This window comes from Flavobacterium aciduliphilum (genome assembly GCF_003268855.1).
In the GTDB taxonomy this organism is placed as follows: Bacteria; Bacteroidota; Bacteroidia; order Flavobacteriales; family Flavobacteriaceae; genus Flavobacterium; species Flavobacterium aciduliphilum.
Genome location: NZ_QLSZ01000005.1, coordinates 194,470 through 214,229 on the forward strand (window position 1 = coordinate 194,470; position 19,760 = coordinate 214,229).

Annotated in this window: 15 protein-coding genes and 1 pseudogene; 9 read left to right on the top strand and 7 right to left on the bottom strand. The window is 34.4% G+C overall.

The features are described 5' to 3' along the window. Positions 1 to 19 precede the first annotated feature (19 nt). Positions 20 to 916, bottom strand: a complete 897-nt coding sequence (locus tag CLV55_RS07340) for a S66 peptidase family protein (protein ID WP_112113124.1) — start codon at positions 914 to 916, stop codon at positions 20 to 22. A gap of 323 nt (positions 917 to 1,239) precedes the next feature. On the opposite strand from CLV55_RS07340, the gene metG reads away from it, so the two are divergent. The 3 genes from metG to CLV55_RS07355 all read left to right on the top strand — a co-directional run bounded on the left by metG (position 1,240) and on the right by CLV55_RS07355 (position 4,931). Next, positions 1,240 to 3,330 carry a methionine--tRNA ligase gene (gene metG / locus CLV55_RS07345; protein ID WP_112113096.1) on the top strand — a complete coding sequence of 697 codons (2,091 nt, stop codon included), beginning with the start codon at positions 1,240 to 1,242 and terminating at the stop codon, positions 3,328 to 3,330. Between the two features lie 252 nt (positions 3,331 to 3,582). Then, positions 3,583 to 4,272, top strand: a complete 690-nt coding sequence (locus tag CLV55_RS07350; RefSeq protein WP_112113097.1) for an HAD family hydrolase — start codon at positions 3,583 to 3,585, stop codon at positions 4,270 to 4,272. A 32-nt stretch (positions 4,273 to 4,304) separates the two neighbouring features. Further along, positions 4,305 to 4,931: a chloramphenicol acetyltransferase gene (locus tag CLV55_RS07355; protein ID WP_112113098.1), complete on the top strand. Its 627-nt coding sequence runs from the start codon at positions 4,305 to 4,307 to the stop codon at positions 4,929 to 4,931. Here the strand turns inward: CLV55_RS07355 and CLV55_RS07360 are convergent. After that, entirely contained in the window at positions 4,928 to 5,404 is a 477-nt protein-coding gene (locus CLV55_RS07360) for a hypothetical protein (RefSeq protein WP_112113099.1), read from the bottom strand. The genes CLV55_RS07355 and CLV55_RS07360 overlap by 4 nt on opposite strands. Before the next feature lie 359 nt (positions 5,405 to 5,763). After that, positions 5,764 to 6,090: a single-stranded DNA-binding protein gene (locus CLV55_RS07370; protein ID WP_112113101.1), complete on the bottom strand. Its 327-nt coding sequence runs from the start codon at positions 6,088 to 6,090 to the stop codon at positions 5,764 to 5,766. A 220-nt stretch (positions 6,091 to 6,310) separates the two neighbouring features. On the opposite strand from CLV55_RS07370, the gene CLV55_RS07375 reads away from it, so the two are divergent. After that, positions 6,311 to 6,661: a hypothetical protein gene (locus CLV55_RS07375; protein WP_112113125.1), complete on the top strand. Its 351-nt coding sequence runs from the start codon at positions 6,311 to 6,313 to the stop codon at positions 6,659 to 6,661. Between the two features lie 61 nt (positions 6,662 to 6,722). Then, positions 6,723 to 7,538, top strand: a complete 816-nt coding sequence (locus tag CLV55_RS07380) for a Rossmann-fold NAD(P)-binding domain-containing protein (protein WP_112113102.1) — start codon at positions 6,723 to 6,725, stop codon at positions 7,536 to 7,538. Here the strand turns inward: CLV55_RS07380 and CLV55_RS07385 are convergent. Continuing rightward, positions 7,516 to 8,448 (bottom strand): bifunctional riboflavin kinase/FAD synthetase, encoded by a 933-nt coding sequence (locus CLV55_RS07385; RefSeq protein ID WP_112113103.1) that lies wholly within the window; start codon positions 8,446 to 8,448, stop codon positions 7,516 to 7,518. The genes CLV55_RS07380 and CLV55_RS07385 overlap by 23 nt on opposite strands. A 157-nt stretch (positions 8,449 to 8,605) precedes the next feature. Between CLV55_RS07385 and CLV55_RS07390 the strand changes: the two genes are divergently transcribed. Next, positions 8,606 to 10,978, top strand: coding sequence for a zinc-dependent metalloprotease (locus CLV55_RS07390; protein ID WP_112113104.1), 2,373 nt, complete (start codon positions 8,606 to 8,608; stop codon positions 10,976 to 10,978). A gap of 1,157 nt (positions 10,979 to 12,135) precedes the next feature. Here CLV55_RS07390 and pth read toward each other — a convergent pair. Together pth and CLV55_RS07405 are read right to left on the bottom strand one after the other, a co-directional pair. Then, positions 12,136 to 12,702, bottom strand: coding sequence for an aminoacyl-tRNA hydrolase (gene pth / locus CLV55_RS07400; RefSeq protein ID WP_112113126.1), 567 nt, complete (start codon positions 12,700 to 12,702; stop codon positions 12,136 to 12,138). Between the two features lie 211 nt (positions 12,703 to 12,913). Continuing rightward, positions 12,914 to 14,455 carry a glycine--tRNA ligase gene (locus CLV55_RS07405; RefSeq protein WP_112113106.1) on the bottom strand — a complete coding sequence of 514 codons (1,542 nt, stop codon included), beginning with the start codon at positions 14,453 to 14,455 and terminating at the stop codon, positions 12,914 to 12,916. A gap of 96 nt (positions 14,456 to 14,551) precedes the next feature. On the opposite strand from CLV55_RS07405, the gene CLV55_RS07410 reads away from it, so the two are divergent. Both CLV55_RS07410 and CLV55_RS07415 read left to right on the top strand, forming a co-directional pair. Further along, positions 14,552 to 15,232: a ComF family protein gene (locus tag CLV55_RS07410; RefSeq protein WP_112113107.1), complete on the top strand. Its 681-nt coding sequence runs from the start codon at positions 14,552 to 14,554 to the stop codon at positions 15,230 to 15,232. Between the two features lie 79 nt (positions 15,233 to 15,311). Further along, on the top strand, positions 15,312 to 16,910 hold the full coding sequence (locus tag CLV55_RS07415) for an Ig-like domain-containing protein (protein WP_112113108.1): 1,599 nt from the start codon (positions 15,312 to 15,314) through the stop codon (positions 16,908 to 16,910). Here CLV55_RS07415 and CLV55_RS07420 read toward each other — a convergent pair. After that, positions 16,907 to 17,674: an amidohydrolase gene (locus CLV55_RS07420; RefSeq protein ID WP_112113109.1), complete on the bottom strand. Its 768-nt coding sequence runs from the start codon at positions 17,672 to 17,674 to the stop codon at positions 16,907 to 16,909. The two genes, CLV55_RS07415 and CLV55_RS07420, sit on opposite strands and share 4 nt — an antisense overlap. Positions 17,675 to 17,897: 223 nt before the next feature. Here CLV55_RS07420 and CLV55_RS07425 point away from each other — a divergent pair. Beyond that, positions 17,898 to 19,760: pseudogene (locus CLV55_RS07425) on the top strand (SusF/SusE family outer membrane protein); the annotation flags it as partial.

A 19,760-nucleotide genomic window follows, 5' to 3' on the forward strand; every position in this document is an offset into this window, starting at 1 on the left:
AGGGTGCAATAGCTGTTGGCTAATAGTCAAATATCACTTTACTTTCCAAATCATTCACTTCTATAGAAACCTGTTTCCCAAAAATTAATGCCCTATTATCGGCAATATGTCCTGCAGGAAAATTATAGATGATTGGTATATTGTATATTTTGGTGACATCATCAATAATTTCCAGCGCATTTTTCCCCCAAGGGACTTCATTGTCGTGCATTTTGGTCATTCCGCCTACAATGATTCCTTTCAAACGTTCCAAACAACCGTTGCGTTTTAAATTCATCATCATTCGATCAATGTGGTATAAATACTCATCTAAATCTTCAATAAAAAGAATTTTAGCATCACAATTTACCGCCGACGGAGAACCCAATAAACTAAATAGAATAGAAAGATTTCCTCCAACCAATTCCCCTTGAGCGCTACCATAACGATTCAAATTCTCACAAGGAAGCGTATAGCTTAGTTTTTCTCCAAACAATGCTTTTCGTAATGTTTCTTTTGCTTCTGCAGTGGCAGTACCATTGACGGGCATAATTCCATGAATGGAAGCGATTCCTAAATTATTCAAATGACTGTGCAACACCGTAACATCACTAAAACCAACAATCCACTTGGGATTTTGTTTGAATTTTGAAAAGTCTAACAAATCAATCATTCGCACCGTTCCATAACCTCCTCTAACACACCAAATTGCTTTGATATTAGGATTATCCATCATGGCTTGAAAATCTTCAGCACGTTCTTGGTCGGTTCCAGCCAATTGATTTTTTTCCAATCCTATGGTTTTTCCGAGTTTTACTTCGAGTCCCCAACTTTGGAGCAATGTTATGGCGGGTTGCAGATTGTCTTCAATATTTTTACGAGCTGTAGCAACAATAGCAACGGTGTCGCCTTTTTTTACATTCGGTGGAAAAATCATTTTTTTTTGTGCTAGAAGATTACTTGAAAGTATTAAAATTAGAATACAACATAAACGCTTTTTCATGTTCTGATTTAAAACGGAATGACAAATATATAAATAAAGTTCTATTGAAACCTATTGCCCTAGCCCAGATAGAAACGGCATCCTCCGTTTGGGTAAAACAAAGACTTTTTTGACTATAACTTTTTGCCAAACGGAGATATAGTGAATAGCTGGACACAAGCTCCTAAAAAAGCAAAACGACTAAGTAAATCGCTTCAAATAAAAATAAAACTATCAAATCTATTCCTTATTTTTGCGTCTTATATTCAGAATTTACGATGTTAGAAAATCCAACCCGAGGCTATGCCGAACAGAGCGAAGCTAAAAGATATACCATTACGGCAGCGTTGCCATATACTAACGGACCTATTCATATTGGGCATTTGGCTGGAGTTTATGTTCCTTCCGATATTTATGCCCGTTATTTACGATTGCAAGGCAATGATGTAGCTTTCATTTGCGGAAGCGACGAACACGGTGTTGCCATTTCGATGAAAGCCAAGAAAGAAGGCATCACACCACAACAGGTTATTGACAAATACGACGGCATCATCCGTCAGTCGTTTATTGATTTTGGGATTTCTTTTGATAATTATTCACGAACTTCATACCAAATTCATCACGATACGGCTCAAGCTTTTTTCAAAAAATTGTATGAAAACAACGATTTTATTGAAGAAGTAACCGAACAATTGTATGATGCTAAAGCAGACCAATTCTTGGCAGACCGCTTTGTTACAGGAACGTGTCCTAAATGTGATAATCCCGAAGCCTATGGCGACCAATGTGAAAAATGCGGTTCGACCTTGAATGCGACCGATTTAATCCATCCAAAATCAACAATAACAGGAGAAACACCTATTTTAAAATCGACTAAACACTGGTTTTTACCCTTAGAACGATACCAAGATTTTTTACAGAAGTGGATTTTAGAAGACCATGCCAAAGATTGGAAAACGAATGTCTTGGGTCAAGTAAAATCATGGTTAGACGATGGATTAAAACCTCGTGCAGTAACACGGGATTTAGATTGGGGCATTGATGTTCCTGTGAAAGGTGCCGAAGGGAAGAAATTATATGTGTGGTTTGATGCACCTATTGGATACATTTCAGCCACCAAAGAATGGGCAGCACGTGTAGGAAAAAATTGGGAAGATTATTGGAAATCCAACGATACTAAATTGGTTCACTTCATAGGGAAAGACAATATTGTATTCCATTGTATTATTTTTCCAGCGATGTTGAAAGCCGAAGGAACCTATATTTTACCCGACAATGTGCCTGCGAATGAGTTTTTAAATTTGGAAGGAAACAAATTGTCTACTTCAAAAAACTGGGCGGTTTGGTTGCACGAATATTTACAAGATTTTCCTGATAAACAAGATGTGTTGCGTTATACTTTAACTGCCAATGCTCCCGAAACGAAAGACAACGACTTTACTTGGAAAGATTTTCAAGCGCGAAACAATAATGAATTAGCGGCCATTTTTGGAAATTTCATCAATCGTGTAGTGGTTTTGACAAATAAATATTATAACGGAATTGTTCCAACACCAAACGAATTTACTGAAATAGACGAACAAACCTTAGCCGAATTGAAGGCGTATCCTGCCGTTATTTCTTCATCTATTGAAAGATATCGATTTAGAGAAGCACAAGGGGAATTGATGAATGTAGCTCGATTGGGGAACAAATACTTGGCTGATGAAGAGCCTTGGAAAATGGTAAAAGAAAATCCTGAACGCGTAAAAACACAAATGTATATAGCGCTTCAAATTGGCGCAGCTTTGAGAGTTTTGTCAGAGCCTTTTTTACCGTTTACAGCTTGCAAACTATCAGGGATTTTAAAAACCGATTTGAATTTACGTTGGAAAGATGTTTCAGAACGAACTGATTTAGTTCCTGCTGGTCATCAAATAGGTCAAGCTGAAATCTTGTTTGCTCAAATAGAAGATGCCGACATTCAAAAACAAATAGACAAACTTGAAGCTACGAAAGTGGCCAATAAAGCAGAAAATAAAGTGATAGAACCACAAAAAGAAACAGCCACTTTTGAAGATTTTTCTAAATTAGATTTGCGTGTGGGAACTATTTTGGAAGCCGAAAAAATGCCCAAAGCCAACAAACTTTTAGTATTAAAAGTCGATACAGGAATTGACGTTCGTACCATCGTTTCAGGAATTGCCGAGCATTTTTCTCCTGAAGAAGTGGTAGGTAAACGCGTGACAGTTTTAGTAAACTTAGCGCCAAGAGCCTTACGCAGTGTGGAAAGTCAAGGGATGATTTTGATGACAAATAACGCCGAAGGTAAATTGGTTTTTGTCAATCCAGATGCTGATGGCGTGAACAATGGTGCTTTAATTAGTTAATGAAAAGCTACACTGGCATTATAGTTAGTTTGATTCTATTTCTTTTTTCTTTGTTGGAAATTTATAATTTTTCAGCATTGACAAAGATCAGGTAGCATTTAAAGCAATAATGACAAGAAACTCATCTAGTAATTTTTGTTTAGACCTGATAGAAAGATGTTCCTATTTAACTTCTATAATTAATTTGTTTTATTTCATTGCTTTTACATCATCTTCAGTGTTGTTGTATTTGATTTATAAAAAAATAAAATCATGAACCTAAAAGTAGTTGCTTTTGATGCCGACGACACCTTGTTTGTCAACGAACCTTATTTTCAAGAGACGGAAGAAAAATTTTGCGCATTAATGCAAGATTATTTATCACATCAAGGATTGTCTCAGGAACTGTTTAAAACAGAGATCGCCAATTTGGATTTATACGGATACGGAATAAAGGGCTATACGCTTTCTATGATTGAAGCAGCAATAACCCTTTCCAACCATACTCTTTCGGTAGAAACTATTGAAAAAATAATTCAATACGGAAAAGAATTGCTTCAAAAACCCATCGAATTATTAGAGGGTGTGGAAGAAACCTTACAAGCTTTACATGGAAAATACAAATTAATTGTAGCTACAAAAGGCGATTTAAAAGACCAGCAACGCAAGTTACACGATTCGGGTTTGGGGCATTATTTTCATCATATAGAGGTTATGGCCGATAAACAAGTAGTCAATTATGAAAAATTATTGAAACGTTTAGAAATCAATGCCGACGAATTTTTTATGATTGGAAATTCCTTAAAATCAGATGTCCTTCCTGTATTAGCTCTCGGTGGTTATGCGGTACATGTTCCCTACCATACTAATTGGGAACACGAAAAAATAGCGCATCAGGTGGTTCATCCTAATTTTAGAACATTAAATAAAATTACAGAAGTTATTCCAATTTTAGTACAATAAATTTCACCTTTTTTCTTGTACATTCTTTTATCATGAAACAGAAGTTAGACTTAGATTCTTGGAATCGAAAAGAACATTTTCTATTTTTCAAACAAATGGAAGAACCCTTTTTTGGCATTGTCACAACGATAAACTGTACCAAAGCCTATCATAAAGCAAAAGAATTGGGCGTTTCTTTTTTTACTTATTATCTACACAAAACACTTATGGCAAGCAATGCCATTGAATCGTTTCGATATAGAATTATTGATGATGAAGTATACCTGTTTGACCAAATTGATGCCTCTTCTACCATTTTGCGCGAAGACAATACTTTTGGGTTTTCGCTTATAAAATACGACCCCGACTTGCATGTTTTCGCTGAAAACTTAGCAAAAGAAATCGAACGGGTTAAACAAACACAAGGGCTTTTTACAAGATCGTTTTCTGAAAATTTGATTCATTTTTCCACCCTACCATGGGTAAGTGTCACAGGAGTTTCTCATGCTCGAAGTTTTACTTGGCCAGATAGCTGTCCAAAAATAAGCTTTGATAAATTATTGGATGATGATGGAATTAAAACCATGTCTATGTCAATTCACGTTCATCATGGCTTGATGGATGGCGTGCATTTAGGTCAATTTGTGAATTATTTTCAAGAAATAATGGATGCGGATTAGAAAAAATATGTCCAATTCTGACCGTCACTGATCACAATTACTGATTTTAACGTTCCTGTCGTTGGAAGGGTTAAAGGGGCTGTTGTAGCAGAGCTAGAGTCTTTAGCATAGAATGACCCTCCGAAAGTATAAATTTTTGCTGCCGCAGAGGTTGAGATATTTCGCATGATATAAATTCGTCCAGGAACTGTTACAGCATCTGGCAAAATAAACTCCGGACTCCCTGAAGTAGGATTTAAAGACAAATATACTCCATCGCTTATTGGTGTTGCACTTCCTGATGACCCTCCATTAAATACTCCTGAGCCAGAAACATTCACATTAGCAATTCCAATTTCTTTGACGTTCAAATTTCCATTAATATCAAGGGTACTTAAAGGTGTTGTTGTATTAATACCAACCTGAGAATAGCCAAAAGAAATGCTACAAACAAATAGAACTAGTGTTAGAATATATCTTAAATGAAATCTCATTAGTACTATTTTTAAATGATTAAATAAAATTTTAATAAAAGTATCAAAAAAAATTAATGTTCCTAATTAATAATAAATCGAAAACGTTTTCGTGTTAAAAACTTCTGTTTTATGGTTAAAAATTTTACCTTGAAAGGGAATAAATGAATTCTTTAAAAGTTTTTCAATAACAAAATCCGAAATTATGTTGAAACCTACTCAATATATATTTGGATTATTAAAAAAAATTAAAATAATTATTCAGTGCCATACTATGTTTCAAACTCCATTGAAAAAAAAGATATATTATAATAAATCGTTTATATCAAAAAAAGCGGTAGTTCTCACTACCGCTTTACAGAAAAAAGAATCACTTAGTATTACTTTGCACCAATAAGTAGTAATTCATTCGCAACTATTTCTGTGACATAACGTTTATTGCCATCTTTGTCGTCATAGCTACGATGGGTTAACTTCCCTTCAATGGCAATTTCTTTGCCTTTTGTAACGAATTTTTCAACAATTTCTGCCGTTTTCCCCCAAGCAGTTACTTTGTGCCATTCTGTTTGCTCCACTTTATCTCCGTTTTCTCTGTAATAAACTTCGTGAGTGGCAATTGTAAAATTAGCGACTTTTTTTCCTTTTTCAAGATTTTTAATTTCAGGTTCTTGTCCTACATTTCCGATTAATTGAACTTTGTTTCTCATGGCGTGTAAAAATTAAATGATTATTGTTATTATTTTTGTCTTATGCCAATAGCTTTTGTAAATGATTAGCAAGAGTAATTCACATTTCGACGAGGCAAAGTTGTAACAGCTAGCTTCTTTTATTCGGTAGATAACCACTTAATTTCGATTGTAATTATTTGTAACCGTTTGTAAATGGGTTTTTTTTTACTATATTTGATTGATTTTAAAAGAATTGTATATGGAAAAAACGTGTTTAGAATGTCATGAAAAAATTGTAGGTCGAGAAGATAAAAAATTTTGTAGTGATGGGTGTCGCAATGCCTACAACAATAAAATAAACAAAGATAGCACCAACTATATGCGTAATGTAAATAACAAATTACGTAAAAATTACAGAATATTGGCAGCTCAAAATCAAGAGGGAAAATCGAAAACCACCAAAAACAAATTACTAAGCAAAGGGTTTGATTTTGATTTTTTTACCAATATATTACACACCAATAACGGAAATACATATTTTTTTGTTTACGATCAAGGGTATCGAAAACTTGATGATGATTACATCATGTTAGTAAAAAAAGATTTTTAATCTTAAACGTATGAATTATAAACCCATACCTAAACAAATACATCCCTCAAAATAAAACTTCATGACACAGATTAGTATATTAGGTTGTGGCTGGCTCGGATTGCCCCTAGCAAAGGCACTGCAAAAAAAAGGATTCCGAATCAAAGGGTCTACCACAACATTTGAAAAATTGAATATCCTAGACTCAGAAGGAATAGAAGCTTATCAAATTCAACTTACAAACGAGGAAATTTTGGGACCCATAGCGTCTTTCCTTGAGGATTCGGAGATTCTTATTGTTGATATTCCACCAAAATTACGAAATCAAAGCGAAGAAAATTTTGTAAAAAAAATAAAAAACGTACTAATCGCTATAAAGAAATCTTCTATAAAAAAAGTCCTCTTTGTAAGCTCTACAAGTGTTTTTGCTGACCATACTTCTTGGAAAAAAAGCATTGCTGAAGATGACATTCCAAATCCCGATACCGAAAGTGGTCAACAACTATGGACATGTGAAAAATTATTTTTTGAACAAAACACTTTTACTACTACAATTGTTCGATTTGGAGGTTTGATAGGTGCCCAACGTCATCCTGTTTATATGCTCTCTGGTAAAAAAAATATTGTAAACCCTTTAGCACCCATAAATCTTATCCATTTAGATGATTGTATAGAAATTCTCATACAGATTATAGAACAAAACGCATGGTCAGAACTAATTCACGGCGTGGCTCCTTTTCATCCTTCACGAAAAGAGTATTATCAGAATGTTGCGAAAGAATTGCATCTCAGTCAACCAGAATTTAATGAAAACATCGAATCTGTTGGAAAATGTATAACAAGTTTAAAACTAAACTCTATTTTAAACTATAAATTTAAAAAGCCTTTTTTGAAATAACTTCTAGAGCACTGATTTTATCTTTTTGTATTTGTTCTTTCAAGAGTTCAAAAGAGTCAAATTTTTCTTCATTTCTAATAAAATGGAGCACTTCTATTGTTAAAAATGTTCCGTAAATATCTTTATCAAAATCGAAAAAGTGTACCTCAATCGTTTGATGTTTTCCGTTTAATGTGGGACGAAATCCAATATTCATCATTCCATATCTTTCGATTCCATCGATAGTGCTTTTCACGACATACACCCCGATTTTTGGAATTAATTTATACGTTTCTTTAATGTTGATATTGGCAGTAGGAAAACCAATAGTTCGACCCAGTTGATTTCCTTGAACCACTTCTCCTGAAAGCAAATAGGAATATCCTAAATAAGAATTAGCTAAAGCAATATTTCCTTCTAAAATCGCATTGCGAATCAAGGTCGAACTCACAACATTTTCCTGTATTTCTTGAGCTGTAATCTGAGACACCTCAAAACCATATTGTACTCCATAATCTATCAAATCATCAATAGTTGCCGACCTATCTTTACCAAAACGATGATCATAACCGATAATCATTTTTTTTATTTCTAGTTGATTGACCAAGACATCTCTAACAAAATCATCAGCAGTCATCATAGAAAACATTTTATCAAAAGGATGAATGATTAAAACATCAAGACCTATTTTCTCTAGAAGCTGTTTTTTTTCAGCTAGGGTTGTAAGCAATTGCAGTTCTGATTCCGATTGCAACACCATACGAGGATGTGGAAAAAAAGTAATAACCAAACTGTTACAATCAAGTTCTTTGGAATTTTGAATAATTTTTTCCAATATCTTTTTATGGCCTATATGTACTCCATCAAAAGCTCCTAGTGTAAGAACAGACTGCCCTTGATGGTAATCAAAAATAGAATTGTAGGTTTTCAACTTTTAAGAATTATTTTACAAATGTACTTTTTTTAGGTAGATTTCTTAAAATATCATTAAAAATAGTTCCAAAAAGGGTGTAATTAGGTAATTATTTGACATGTAGAAATAAAAAACATATATTTGTTTCCTTAATTTCTATTAAATCAACTAAAAAATGAAAAAACCATTATTATTTTTGGCATTAGCCCTCTCTTTTGGGCAAGTAATCGCTCAAAAAAGTTCCGTTTGGCATAAGGCTACTTTGAATGTGGCTTCTAAATTTGCTAAAGTAAGAACTGACATTAATGAAGAAAGTGCCCAATATTTCTCTCTCGATATTGATACTTTCAGACAATCTTTAACCAACGCAAAAAATAAATTCTCTAATTTGCCTGGTGTTGTTGTAGAATTTCCAAACATGAATGGTGAGATTGAAAAATTTCAAGTGTGGGAAAATTCTAATATGGAACCTTCTTTTCAAGCTCAATTTCCACAAATTAGAGCTTATGTAGGGAAAGGGATTAGCGACAAAGGAGCAACCATCAACTTTAGTGTTTCACCAAAAGGGGTGCAAACCATGTTATTCAGAGCAGACAATGCCACTGAATTCATTGAAGCATATGATAAAGGTGCCCATGCTTACATGGTTTTTAATAACACATGCAAAACAGGTCATAAAGCACCATTTACATGTGGAACACCCGAAGCTGCACTAAATGCTGATTTATTTCAAAATCCTACTATTACTGCAAAATCAAGTGCGGGGAGTTACAAAACAATGCGTTTAGCGTTGTCTTGTACTGGAGAATATGCAGCGTCTTTTGGGGCCACTACTTCAGGAACAGCTTCAGATAAGGCTCTAGTTTTAGCTGCTATGAATGCTACCATGACACGTGTAAATGGTGTTTTTGAAAAAGATTTTGCTGTGCATTTAAACATGATTGACAACACAAGTGTGATCTATTACGATAGTACTACTGACCCTTATTCTGATGCAGCCAATATGAACAATTGGAATACTGAGTTAATGAATACACTACACTCTGTTTTAGGAGATGCTGCTTTTGATATCGGACATATGTTCGGAGCTTCAGGTGGTGGAGGAAATGCAGGATGTATAGGTTGTGTATGTACTAATGTTTTATCAACAGGTGGTGGAGCAACATCAAGTTATAAAGGAAGTGGAATTACTTCACCAGGGTCAGGTTTACCTCAAGGAGATTCTTTCGACATTGACTATGTGGCTCACGAAATGGGACACCAATTAGGAGGAAATCATACGTTTACGTTTTCTGGAGAAGGAAACAGTGCTGGAACAAAATTGGCTAACTATCAAGTAGAACCTGGAAGTGGTTCTACAATTATGGGGTATGCTGGAATTACATCTTATGATGTTCAAGCGCATTCAGACCCCTATTTTTCATATAAAAGTATCGCTCAAGTACAAACGAATTTAAACACAAAAACATGTCCTGTTTCTACTTCATTGACGGGTACAAATGCAGCTCCTGTTGTAAATGCTGGTGCTGATTACACTATTCCAATCGGAACGGCTTTTATGCTTTCAGGAACAGCTACCGATGCCGATGCGTCAGATGTGCTAACATACTTGTGGGAAGAAAGTGATTTTGACACCACATCTACAACTTTAACAGGTACAGGAAGTAGAGTATTAGCAACTAAAACAACAGGTCCTAACTTCAGAACTTTCAAGCCTAGCACTAACAATTTCCGTTATTTTCCTCAAATGGGTAAAATTATGTCAGGGGTTTTAACTGTAACTACTGCAGGAAATTCAAACTGGGAAACTTGTTCTACAGTAGCAAGAACATTAAATTTCTCATTGACAGCAAGAGACAATCGTGCAGGAATGGGACAAACAGGTGTTGATGCTATGATTGTAACAGTAAACGCTACTGGTGGTGCTTTTTCAGTTACTTCGCAGGGAACTACTGGAATTTCTTATGCTGGAAACTCCACACAAACTGTTACTTGGAACCCAGGTAGTACTGCTTCTGCCCCATTTAATTCACCAACTGTTGATATTTTAATGACTACTAATGCTTCTACAGCATTAGAAGTTTTTAATTCTACTACACCATCCTCACCAAACCCTACAACATGGACAACTATTGCATCTGGAGTGCCTAATACTGGGTCTTATGACGTAACTATTCCTAATGTAGCATCATCTACATCAACTTGTAGATTTATGGTAAAAGCTGTAGGAAATATCTTTTTGGCTGTAAATAGCAAAAACTTTACAGTAACTCCAGCTCTTGCTAATGAAACCTTTGAATTCACTAACTTCTCACTATATCCAAATCCAAGTCACGGTAGTTTTAACGTAAAATTTGATTCTACTTCTGAAAAGGATATTACTGTTTCAATCTTCGATATTAGAGGCAGAGAAGTTTTCAATAAATCATATCAAAACAATGGTGTTTTTGACCAAGACATCAATTTAAGCCAAGTTGAATCAGGTGTTTATATGGTTAACATTGTTGATGGAGGCAAAAAAATGGTTAAAAAATTAGTTATCGAATAATTAATTTTTACTTAAAAAAATGAAAAGCACCTAATAAGGTGCTTTTTTTATTAAGGGGTAATGTTCCAAAGTTAGTGATAAACAATTTTATTAAACTTAACTATTTGTAAACCAGATAATCTCAGCTCCGCAAAGAGTTCCTGTAAAAAGCTCCGCATTTTATGATAAAAAACAATTAAATATGAAAAGAAACATTTTTTATTTCCTTATTTTAAGTTTGTTTTTAAGTTGTAAAACAGATAGTTATTTAATTAAATATTCAATAACAAAATACAAAGAAGTTGGTACTAATTATCAATACTCAAAAGAAATGTTTTGGTTTAAGAAAAAAAATACCAACCAATTATTACTTATGAATACAATAATGATACACTTGAATCGGTTGCCATATACAAATCTGAAGGAAAATTATTTTATGATAAATTAGAAATAGAAAAAGAACCTTTACTTATGGAATTGTATGGAGTTTCGAAGATAAAAAAAACAAAAATAGATCGTACTATTTTTTATGAGGATAATAAGACTTATCCCATCAAAGAACAAAAAAAAGATAGTATTTTTTGTTTATCAAACAAAAATCTATTAATAATAAAGTTAATTCAATAATTGAAATATTTAACAACCCCAGATAGCTCGGATTTGCACCTTAAACCCGCGCCATCGGATAGCGCATTTAACTTGGTAATTTCTTTTTGAATATTAAACTCAACCCTATTAATATAGGTAGTGAAAGCCATGCAGTAAATACAAAAATTAATCCCCCATCACTTTGTCCAAAACAAATTGAATTTGATGTCGTAAAAAAAGGACTAATGCCGATTTGCAAAGAAATATATTCTACAATATTAAATAGAAGCAAATTAGATTGAGTTGGTTTACGATATTTTTCAAGACATTTGAAATACATCATAGGAGAAACTATTGCTAAAACGCTAAATATTAATATTATGGATTTCCAATAGGTTTCACAGTTTACTCCAAAATTATTAAATAACATTTGAAATAGAAAGAATGGAATTATAGTGAACGCTGGAATAAAAACTCCAATTAAAAAAAATTATAGTTGGCTTTAAAAAGTTAAAATTCATTTTACTTTCGTTTTTCCAAATTGTAGCAAATTATTTCCTATATTTTCCTAAAAGTTTATTCAAAACGTCCTATTTCCCATTGAAGGCATTCATCGTTTCGGAAAGGCCTGACAAAACAAAAGAGTTGATTACGGCTGCAGCAACTTCATAACGGCTTTTTAATTGTTCTTGTTCTTCTGCTTGCCATTCACCCAACACATAGTCTACCTGTTGTCCTTTTTTAAATTGATCACTAATTCCAAATCGGAACCGGGGGTATTCTGTTGAATTCAATATCAATTGTATGTTTTTGAGACCGTTGTGTCCGCCATCACTGCCTTTGGGTTTGATTCGGATGGTACCAAAAGGTAAATTTAAATCGTCGGTGATGACTAAAATATTTTCTTTAGGAATATTTTCTTTGTCCATCCAATATTTAAGGGCTTTTCCACTCAAATTCATATAGGTATTGGGTTTTAACAAAAGAACTGTTCTCCCTTTTATTTTGTAGGTAGCTAGTGCTCCCAATTTGACGGTCTCAAAAGAAACAGCCTCTTGTTGGGCTATAAAATCTACAATTTTGAAACCAATATTGTGACGGGTATTTACATATTCTACCCCTATATTACCCAATCCAACAATGAGAAATTTTTTCATTTCTTGATTATTATTGTGTTCCATTTCATTAAATTCTGAGGCTCGAGAAAAGGGTGCTCTTGGCGCTTCCTTTTTTTCTACCTTTTTATTTCGCTGAAATATTTTTAAACCCATTTCATGATAGGCTATTTAATGCTCTGCTTATGGTGATTATCCTAATGTTAAAAGAAAGAGTCAGAAGGAATCTGACTCTTTTATATAGAAATGACGATTACATTTTCATCAACCAATTTCGCATAGACACCTCATTGGAAATAATAGATCTTAGTTCCGAAATCTTTACACGATCTTGTTGCATTGAATCTCTATGACGAATGGTTACAGTTTGGTCTTCTAGCGTTTGATGGTCTACTGTAACGCAGAACGGAGTTCCTAGTGCATCTTGTCTTCTGTAGCGTCTTCCCACGGCATCTTTTTCATCATACGCTACATTAAAATCCCATTTTAAATCATCAATAATTTGTTGTGCAACTTCTGGCAATCCGTCTTTTTTCACCAAAGGTAGAACGGCTACTTTTGTAGGTGCCAAAACGCTTGGCAAACGCAAAACGGTTCGTGAAGAGCCATCTTCCAACGTTTCTTCTTGTAGCGCTGTAGCAAAAACGGCCAAAAACATTCTGTCAAGTCCAACCGACGTTTCCACCACATAGGGCACATAACTTGAGTTGGTTTCGTTGTCAAAATATTGCAATTTTTTTCCAGAATACTGCTCATGCGCTTTTAAATCGAAATCCGTACGCGAGTGAATTCCTTCCAATTCTTTAAATCCGAATGGGAAATTAAACTCAATATCGGCAGCAGCATTAGCATAGTGAGCCAATTTTTCATGGTCATGAAAACGGTAGTTTTCTTTTCCTAAACCTAAAGACACGTGCCATTTTAAGCGGGTTTCTTTCCAATACTTATACCACTTCATTTCCTCGCCTGGTTTTACAAAAAATTGCATTTCCATTTGTTCAAATTCACGCATGCGGAAAATAAACTGACGGGCTACAATCTCATTTCGAAAGGCTTTTCCAGTTTGTGCTATTCCAAAAGGAATTTTCATTCGTCCTGTTTTTTGAACATTTATAAAATTGACAAAAATTCCTTGTGCCGTTTCAGGACGAAGGTACAAATCCATAGCGTTTTCGGCTGAAGCACCCAGTTTTGTTCCAAACATCAAATTGAATTGTTTGACATCTGTCCAATTTTTCGAACCGCTTTCGGGACACGCAATATCTAATTCTTCTATAAGCGCTTTTACATCATCTAAATCACCCGAATCGAGAGAACGTGCCATGCGCTCAAGAACTTCTTTCTTTTTAGAAAGATACTCCATCACGCGGGGATTGGTAGTTTTATATTGTTCTTCGTCAAAAGCAGCGCCAAAACGCTCTCGAGCTTTGTCGATTTCTTTTTGTGCTTTTTGGTTTAATTTCTCGGCATAATCCTCAATTAAAACGTCTGCACGATATCTTTTTTTAGAATCTTTATTATCAATCAAAGGGTCGTTAAATGCATCTACGTGACCAGAGGCTTTCCAAGTAGTAGGATGCATCAAAATTGCAGCATCTAATCCCACAATATTTTCGTGCATTTGCACCATGGATTTCCACCAATATTCACGAATGTTTTTCTTTAACTCGACACCATTTTGAGCATAGTCGTATACGGCACTGAGTCCGTCATAAATTTCGCTAGAAGGGAATATAAATCCGTATTCTTTTGCATGCGAAATAACATTTTTAAATAAATCTTCTTGTTTTGCCATAATGGTGCAAAAATATAAAAAGAGAAACAAAATTTCCTATTTTATTGTTGTGGAATCGTTGTTTTTTATATTTTTATACCATAAACGCCAAAATATATGATTAAAAGCATCGTTAATCTCTTCTTTCCTAAAACCTGTTGTGGCTGTAACGCCTATTTATTGCATCAAGAGATTATTTTGTGTGGGAGGTGTCGCCATGAGATTCCGCTAACCCATCACCATGAAAACGAAACCAATGAAGTGGTTCAAAAATTTTATGGTAGAGTCGCCCTTGAATTTGGCGCGGCTCAATTCTATTTTCACAAAAAAGGCATTGTTCAAGGATTGATACATCATTTAAAATATAAAGGACAACAAGAAATTGGGACCGTTTTGGGGTATTGGTATGCGGAAGATTTAAAACCTATAGTCACAAGCAAAAAAATAACCTGCATCATTCCCGTGCCGTTGCACAAAAGACGACTGCGAACCAGAGGATACAACCAAGTAACAACCTATGGTAAAGCCCTTTCAGAAAAACTGGAAATTCCTTACAACGAAACCCTTTTATTTCGTAAGTTGTATTCCAAAACACAGACTAAAAAATCGTTGCTTAAAAGAAGTGAAGTCGAATCGTCTTTGTTTGAAGTAGATTGTAACGAATCCCATCACAACCAACATTTTCTTTTGGTAGACGACGTAATTACAACAGGTGCTACGCTTGAAGCTTGTGCAAAAGCCTTGCTTAAAATTCCGGGCGCTCGTGTGAGTATCGTTTGTATTGCTCTCTCACAATGAGTATTTTCGTTAATATTAAAAAAAGATTTTAATTCGTCTAAATATAATTGTTATTTTGCGTGGTGAAAACTTTGATTAGATGCAAAAATTAGCTTTAAAATATTCCCTTTTTATTATACTTCTCGGTTTGGTAAGTTGTGCCAAAAAAGGAACGATTTCTGGAGGTGCTAAAGACACGATAGCTCCAAAAATAATAAGCAGTATTCCTAAAAATTTTAGCAAAAATGTTACCGCAAAAGAAATCAAAATTACCTTTGATGAGTATGTAAAACTCAAAGACCTCAACAAACAACTTATTGTTTCACCTCCAATGAAACAACAACCCGATGTTTTGCCCTACACTGCAAGCAAAACGGTAACTATAAAAATCAAAGATACTTTACAACCCAATACAACATATAGTTTTAATTTTGGCAACAGTATTCAAGACAATAATGAAGGGAATGCTTACCAACAGTTTAAATATGTGTTTTCAACAGGCAACACATTAGATTCTTTGCAATTGGGTGTTAAAGTTAAGGATGCCCGAGAAAAAAATGTAGATAATTTTGTATCCATTATGCTCTATGAAGTCGACAACAACTATTCAGATTCTTTAGTATACAAACAAGCGCCAAGATATATCACGAATACATTGGACAGCATTAAAATTGCAAAGATTGAAAACATCAAAGCGGGTAAGTACAAACTCATTGCCCTCAAAGACAAAAATGGAAATAACAAATACGATCCAAAACTAGACAAAATAGGATTTATAAAAGACTTTATTACCATTCCAAATGATACGGTTTACGAATTAGAATTGTTTAAAGAAGCGGTCCCTTTCAAAGCACTTAATGTGTCACAAGCCACTAAAAACAAATTCACTATTGGCTATGAAGGAAATTCCAAAGAAGTGAAAATTGATGTTAAAAAAAATGGGGTGTCTCTTCCTTTTTTAGTGACCAAGTTTCCTCAGAAAGATTCACTTCAAGTGTGGTGTCATGTGGTAAAAGGAGATTCTCTAAAAATAGATGTTAGTAAAAAAGCGTTTCATAAAACGTATGATGTAGCCGTTCGCGATTTAAAAAAAGATTCTATTGGTTTTAGTGCCGATTATACGACTACTTTGCATTATCGCGATACGTATGCGATTCGAAGCAATACGCCTCTTACCAAATGGGATGTTACTAAAATAAAACTACTCAGAAAAGACTCGACCGCAGTGAAATTTGATGTCGCTTATGACGAATATTACCAAAAGCTGCGTTTTTTATTTGAAAAAGAACCGCTACAAAAATACAAGTTGAAACTCTTAAAAGGTGCTTTGACCGATTTTAATGACAAAACAAACGATTCTCTTTCATTTTCGTTCAATACCAATAACATCTCCGATTATGGAAACCTAAAAATTGTACTCGAAAATGTGAAACGCTTTCCTATTCTTGTTGAACTCACGAATGCTAAGGGAGAAATAAAAGCGCGGGAATATTCAGAAAGCAGCAATATCATAAATTTTGAAGCTTTAGAACCCTATAAATATACCTTGAGAGTGATTTATGACGATAACAAGGACACGTTTTGGACACCTGGAAATTTCATGGAACAAAAACAAAGCGAAGAGGTTTATTATTTCCCAAAAGAAATCGATGTTAGAGGCAATTGGGATGTAGAACAACCGATCAATTTGAGTAATTAGTCAATAATTTCAAAAGAATCTCTATCCCTCAAGAATGAGAGTTTTTCACGGCTATTGTACATCTCCTCTGTAGTAATCGAAATGAGATAAACCCCATCTTTTTCTTGAGGTGTTAAAAGATAATTTCCGAGAAAATCAAGAGCTTGTGTGTGTCCGTTATATTCCAAATTATTGGGATCAACGCCTACTCTATTTACCCCAATTACATAACACATATTTTCTATGGCACGTGCCTTAAGTAAGGCATCCCAAGCTGCAATGCGTATACTTGGCCAATTGGCTACATAAAGAAGTACATCATAGTTTTCTGTATTTCTAGAAAATACAGGAAAACGAAGATCGTAGCAGATAAGTGGACAAAACTTCAACCCCCTATAAGTGATAATTTGTTTGTGCATCCCTTTAGCATAATACTCATCTTCATGAGCTAATGAAAATAAATGGCGTTTGTCATAATGTGTCACCTTTCCATTGGGTTCAACGAAAAGCAATCGATTTGTATAATTTCCATCGGTTTCAATCACAACACTTCCAACCAAAGCGGCATTTATTTTTAACGCCCATTGTTTCATCCATAAAACCGTCTCTTGTTCCATAGTTTCAGCCACATTTTTAGGATGCATGGTAAATCCAGAGGTAAACATTTCGGGCAATACCACGAGATCAACCTTTTCAGAAAGCGTAACGAAAAAATCTTCCAATCTTTTTCGATTTTGTGTAGGATTTTCCCAAATTAATACGGTTTGAATCAAAGCAATTTTCATAAATGATTTTATAAGATTTGTCAAAATTAACAAATAATCATAAAGTCGCTATAAAAGACAAAAACATACTTTATTCATTTGGCCAAAAGAAAAGGAATTATACTGTAATTGAAAAACTTATCAACACGAAAACGTTTTAGTAAATCAAAAGCTCTTTTTTTTTTATTTTGAATGATTTTTTTAAATAATTTTATGACATTATTAACAAAAAAACCAAATCAATATGATTAAAAAAATCTTTTTTTACACTATTGCATTGTTTTTGTTTTCATTAAATAGTGGCGCACAGTCCATCTCAATGATTGGAGATGCTGTGAGCGGATGGAGCACGGACGTTGCAATGAGCACGACTGATAATGTGAATTATACATTATCAAATTTTACTTTCTCAAATGGAGGAGCAAAATTTAGACAAGACTCAAGTTGGAATACCAATTGGGGATCAAGTTCATTCCCTTCAGGGACTGCGACTTCTAATGGAAGCAACATTCCTGTTACTGCAGGAATATACAATGTTGCATTCAATAGAACCACAGGGGTTTATAGTTTTACTACAGTATCAACTGGTTTTGATGCAATTAGTATTTCTGGTTCGGCTGGACCTGGTTCAAATCAAGATGTTTCAATGTACACTGTTGATGGAGTAAATTATTCTCTTGATAACTATACATTAACTACAGGCTCATTAATTTTTAGAAAAGACAATTCCTCTTCAACAACATGGGCATCATCTAGTTTCCCTAGTGGTACTGCCACACAAGGAGGGGATCCTATTTCTGTAACAACTGCAGGAACTTATGACATCAAATTCAATAAAACAACTGGAGCCTACAGCTTTAGTTTTGCTAATATTGGAATTATTGGTAGCGCAACAAGTGGTGGATGGAACACTGACACTTTAATGAGTACTACTGACGGTGTAAATTATTTGCTTTCAGGAGTTACTTTAACTTCTGGAGAATTAAAGTTCAGACAAAATCAAACTTGGGCAGTAAATTGGGGTTCTAATTCATTCCCTAATGGAACAGCAACTTTAAATGGAAATAATATTCCTATTACAGCTGGAACATACTCTATTACATTTAACAGAATTACTGGTGCTTTTTCTTTCAGAGCTGGATATCCTATTGTTACGTTGTATACATCAGGAGGTTCGGAACTTGAATTAATCACTTTAAATGGCACTAACTATTATTTAAATAATGCAACAGTTAGTACTGGAAATTATGTATTTAGACAAGATAATTCCAATTCAGTTACATGGGGAGCCAATGCATTCCCTACTGGTACAGCAACACAAGGCGGAGCTTCTATTCCAGTTGTAGGTGGTGATTACAACATTACATTCAACAAAAGTACTGGTGAATTTAGTTTTAATTATCTAGTAATTAGTGTTATTGGTAGTGCTACTGCTGGAGGATGGTCTACAGACACAAATCTTTCAACTACTGACGGTGTAAACTATAAATTATCGGGATTAACTTTAACTACAGGTGATATTAAATTCCGTCAAGGAAATGATTGGTCTGTGAATTGGGGAGGAAATGTTTTCCCAGGAGGAACAGCAACTTTAAATAGTTCAAATATTGGTGTGACAAGTGCCTCAAATTTTACAGTAACATTTAATAGAACTACAGGAGCCTATTATTTTTATGATGAGGTAAATCTTCAAGTAGCTTCTCCAGTTAATTTATGTAAAGGAACAGTAGCAACTTCTTTAACAAATTATGTTTATAATGTACCAGGTAGTACTTTAAAATGGTACACGAACAGCAGTACCACTTCAATCCCAAGATATGTGTTAATTACAACTGGTGCTCCAACTCCATCTACTTCTGTGTTGGGTACTAAAACATATTATGTCTCACAAACAATAAATGGTGTGGAAGGTGCTAAAGTTGCTGTTGTTGTAAATGTATTGGCAATTCCAACTACTCCAACTACTTTAACAGGTACTGCTGCAGTAGGACCACTTGTAGGCACAACAACATCGGCTACTTTCACAACAACAGCCGTTAGTGGAGCAACTTCATATTTATGGACTGTTCCTGCTGGAGTTACTATTGTTTCTGGACAAGGAACAACA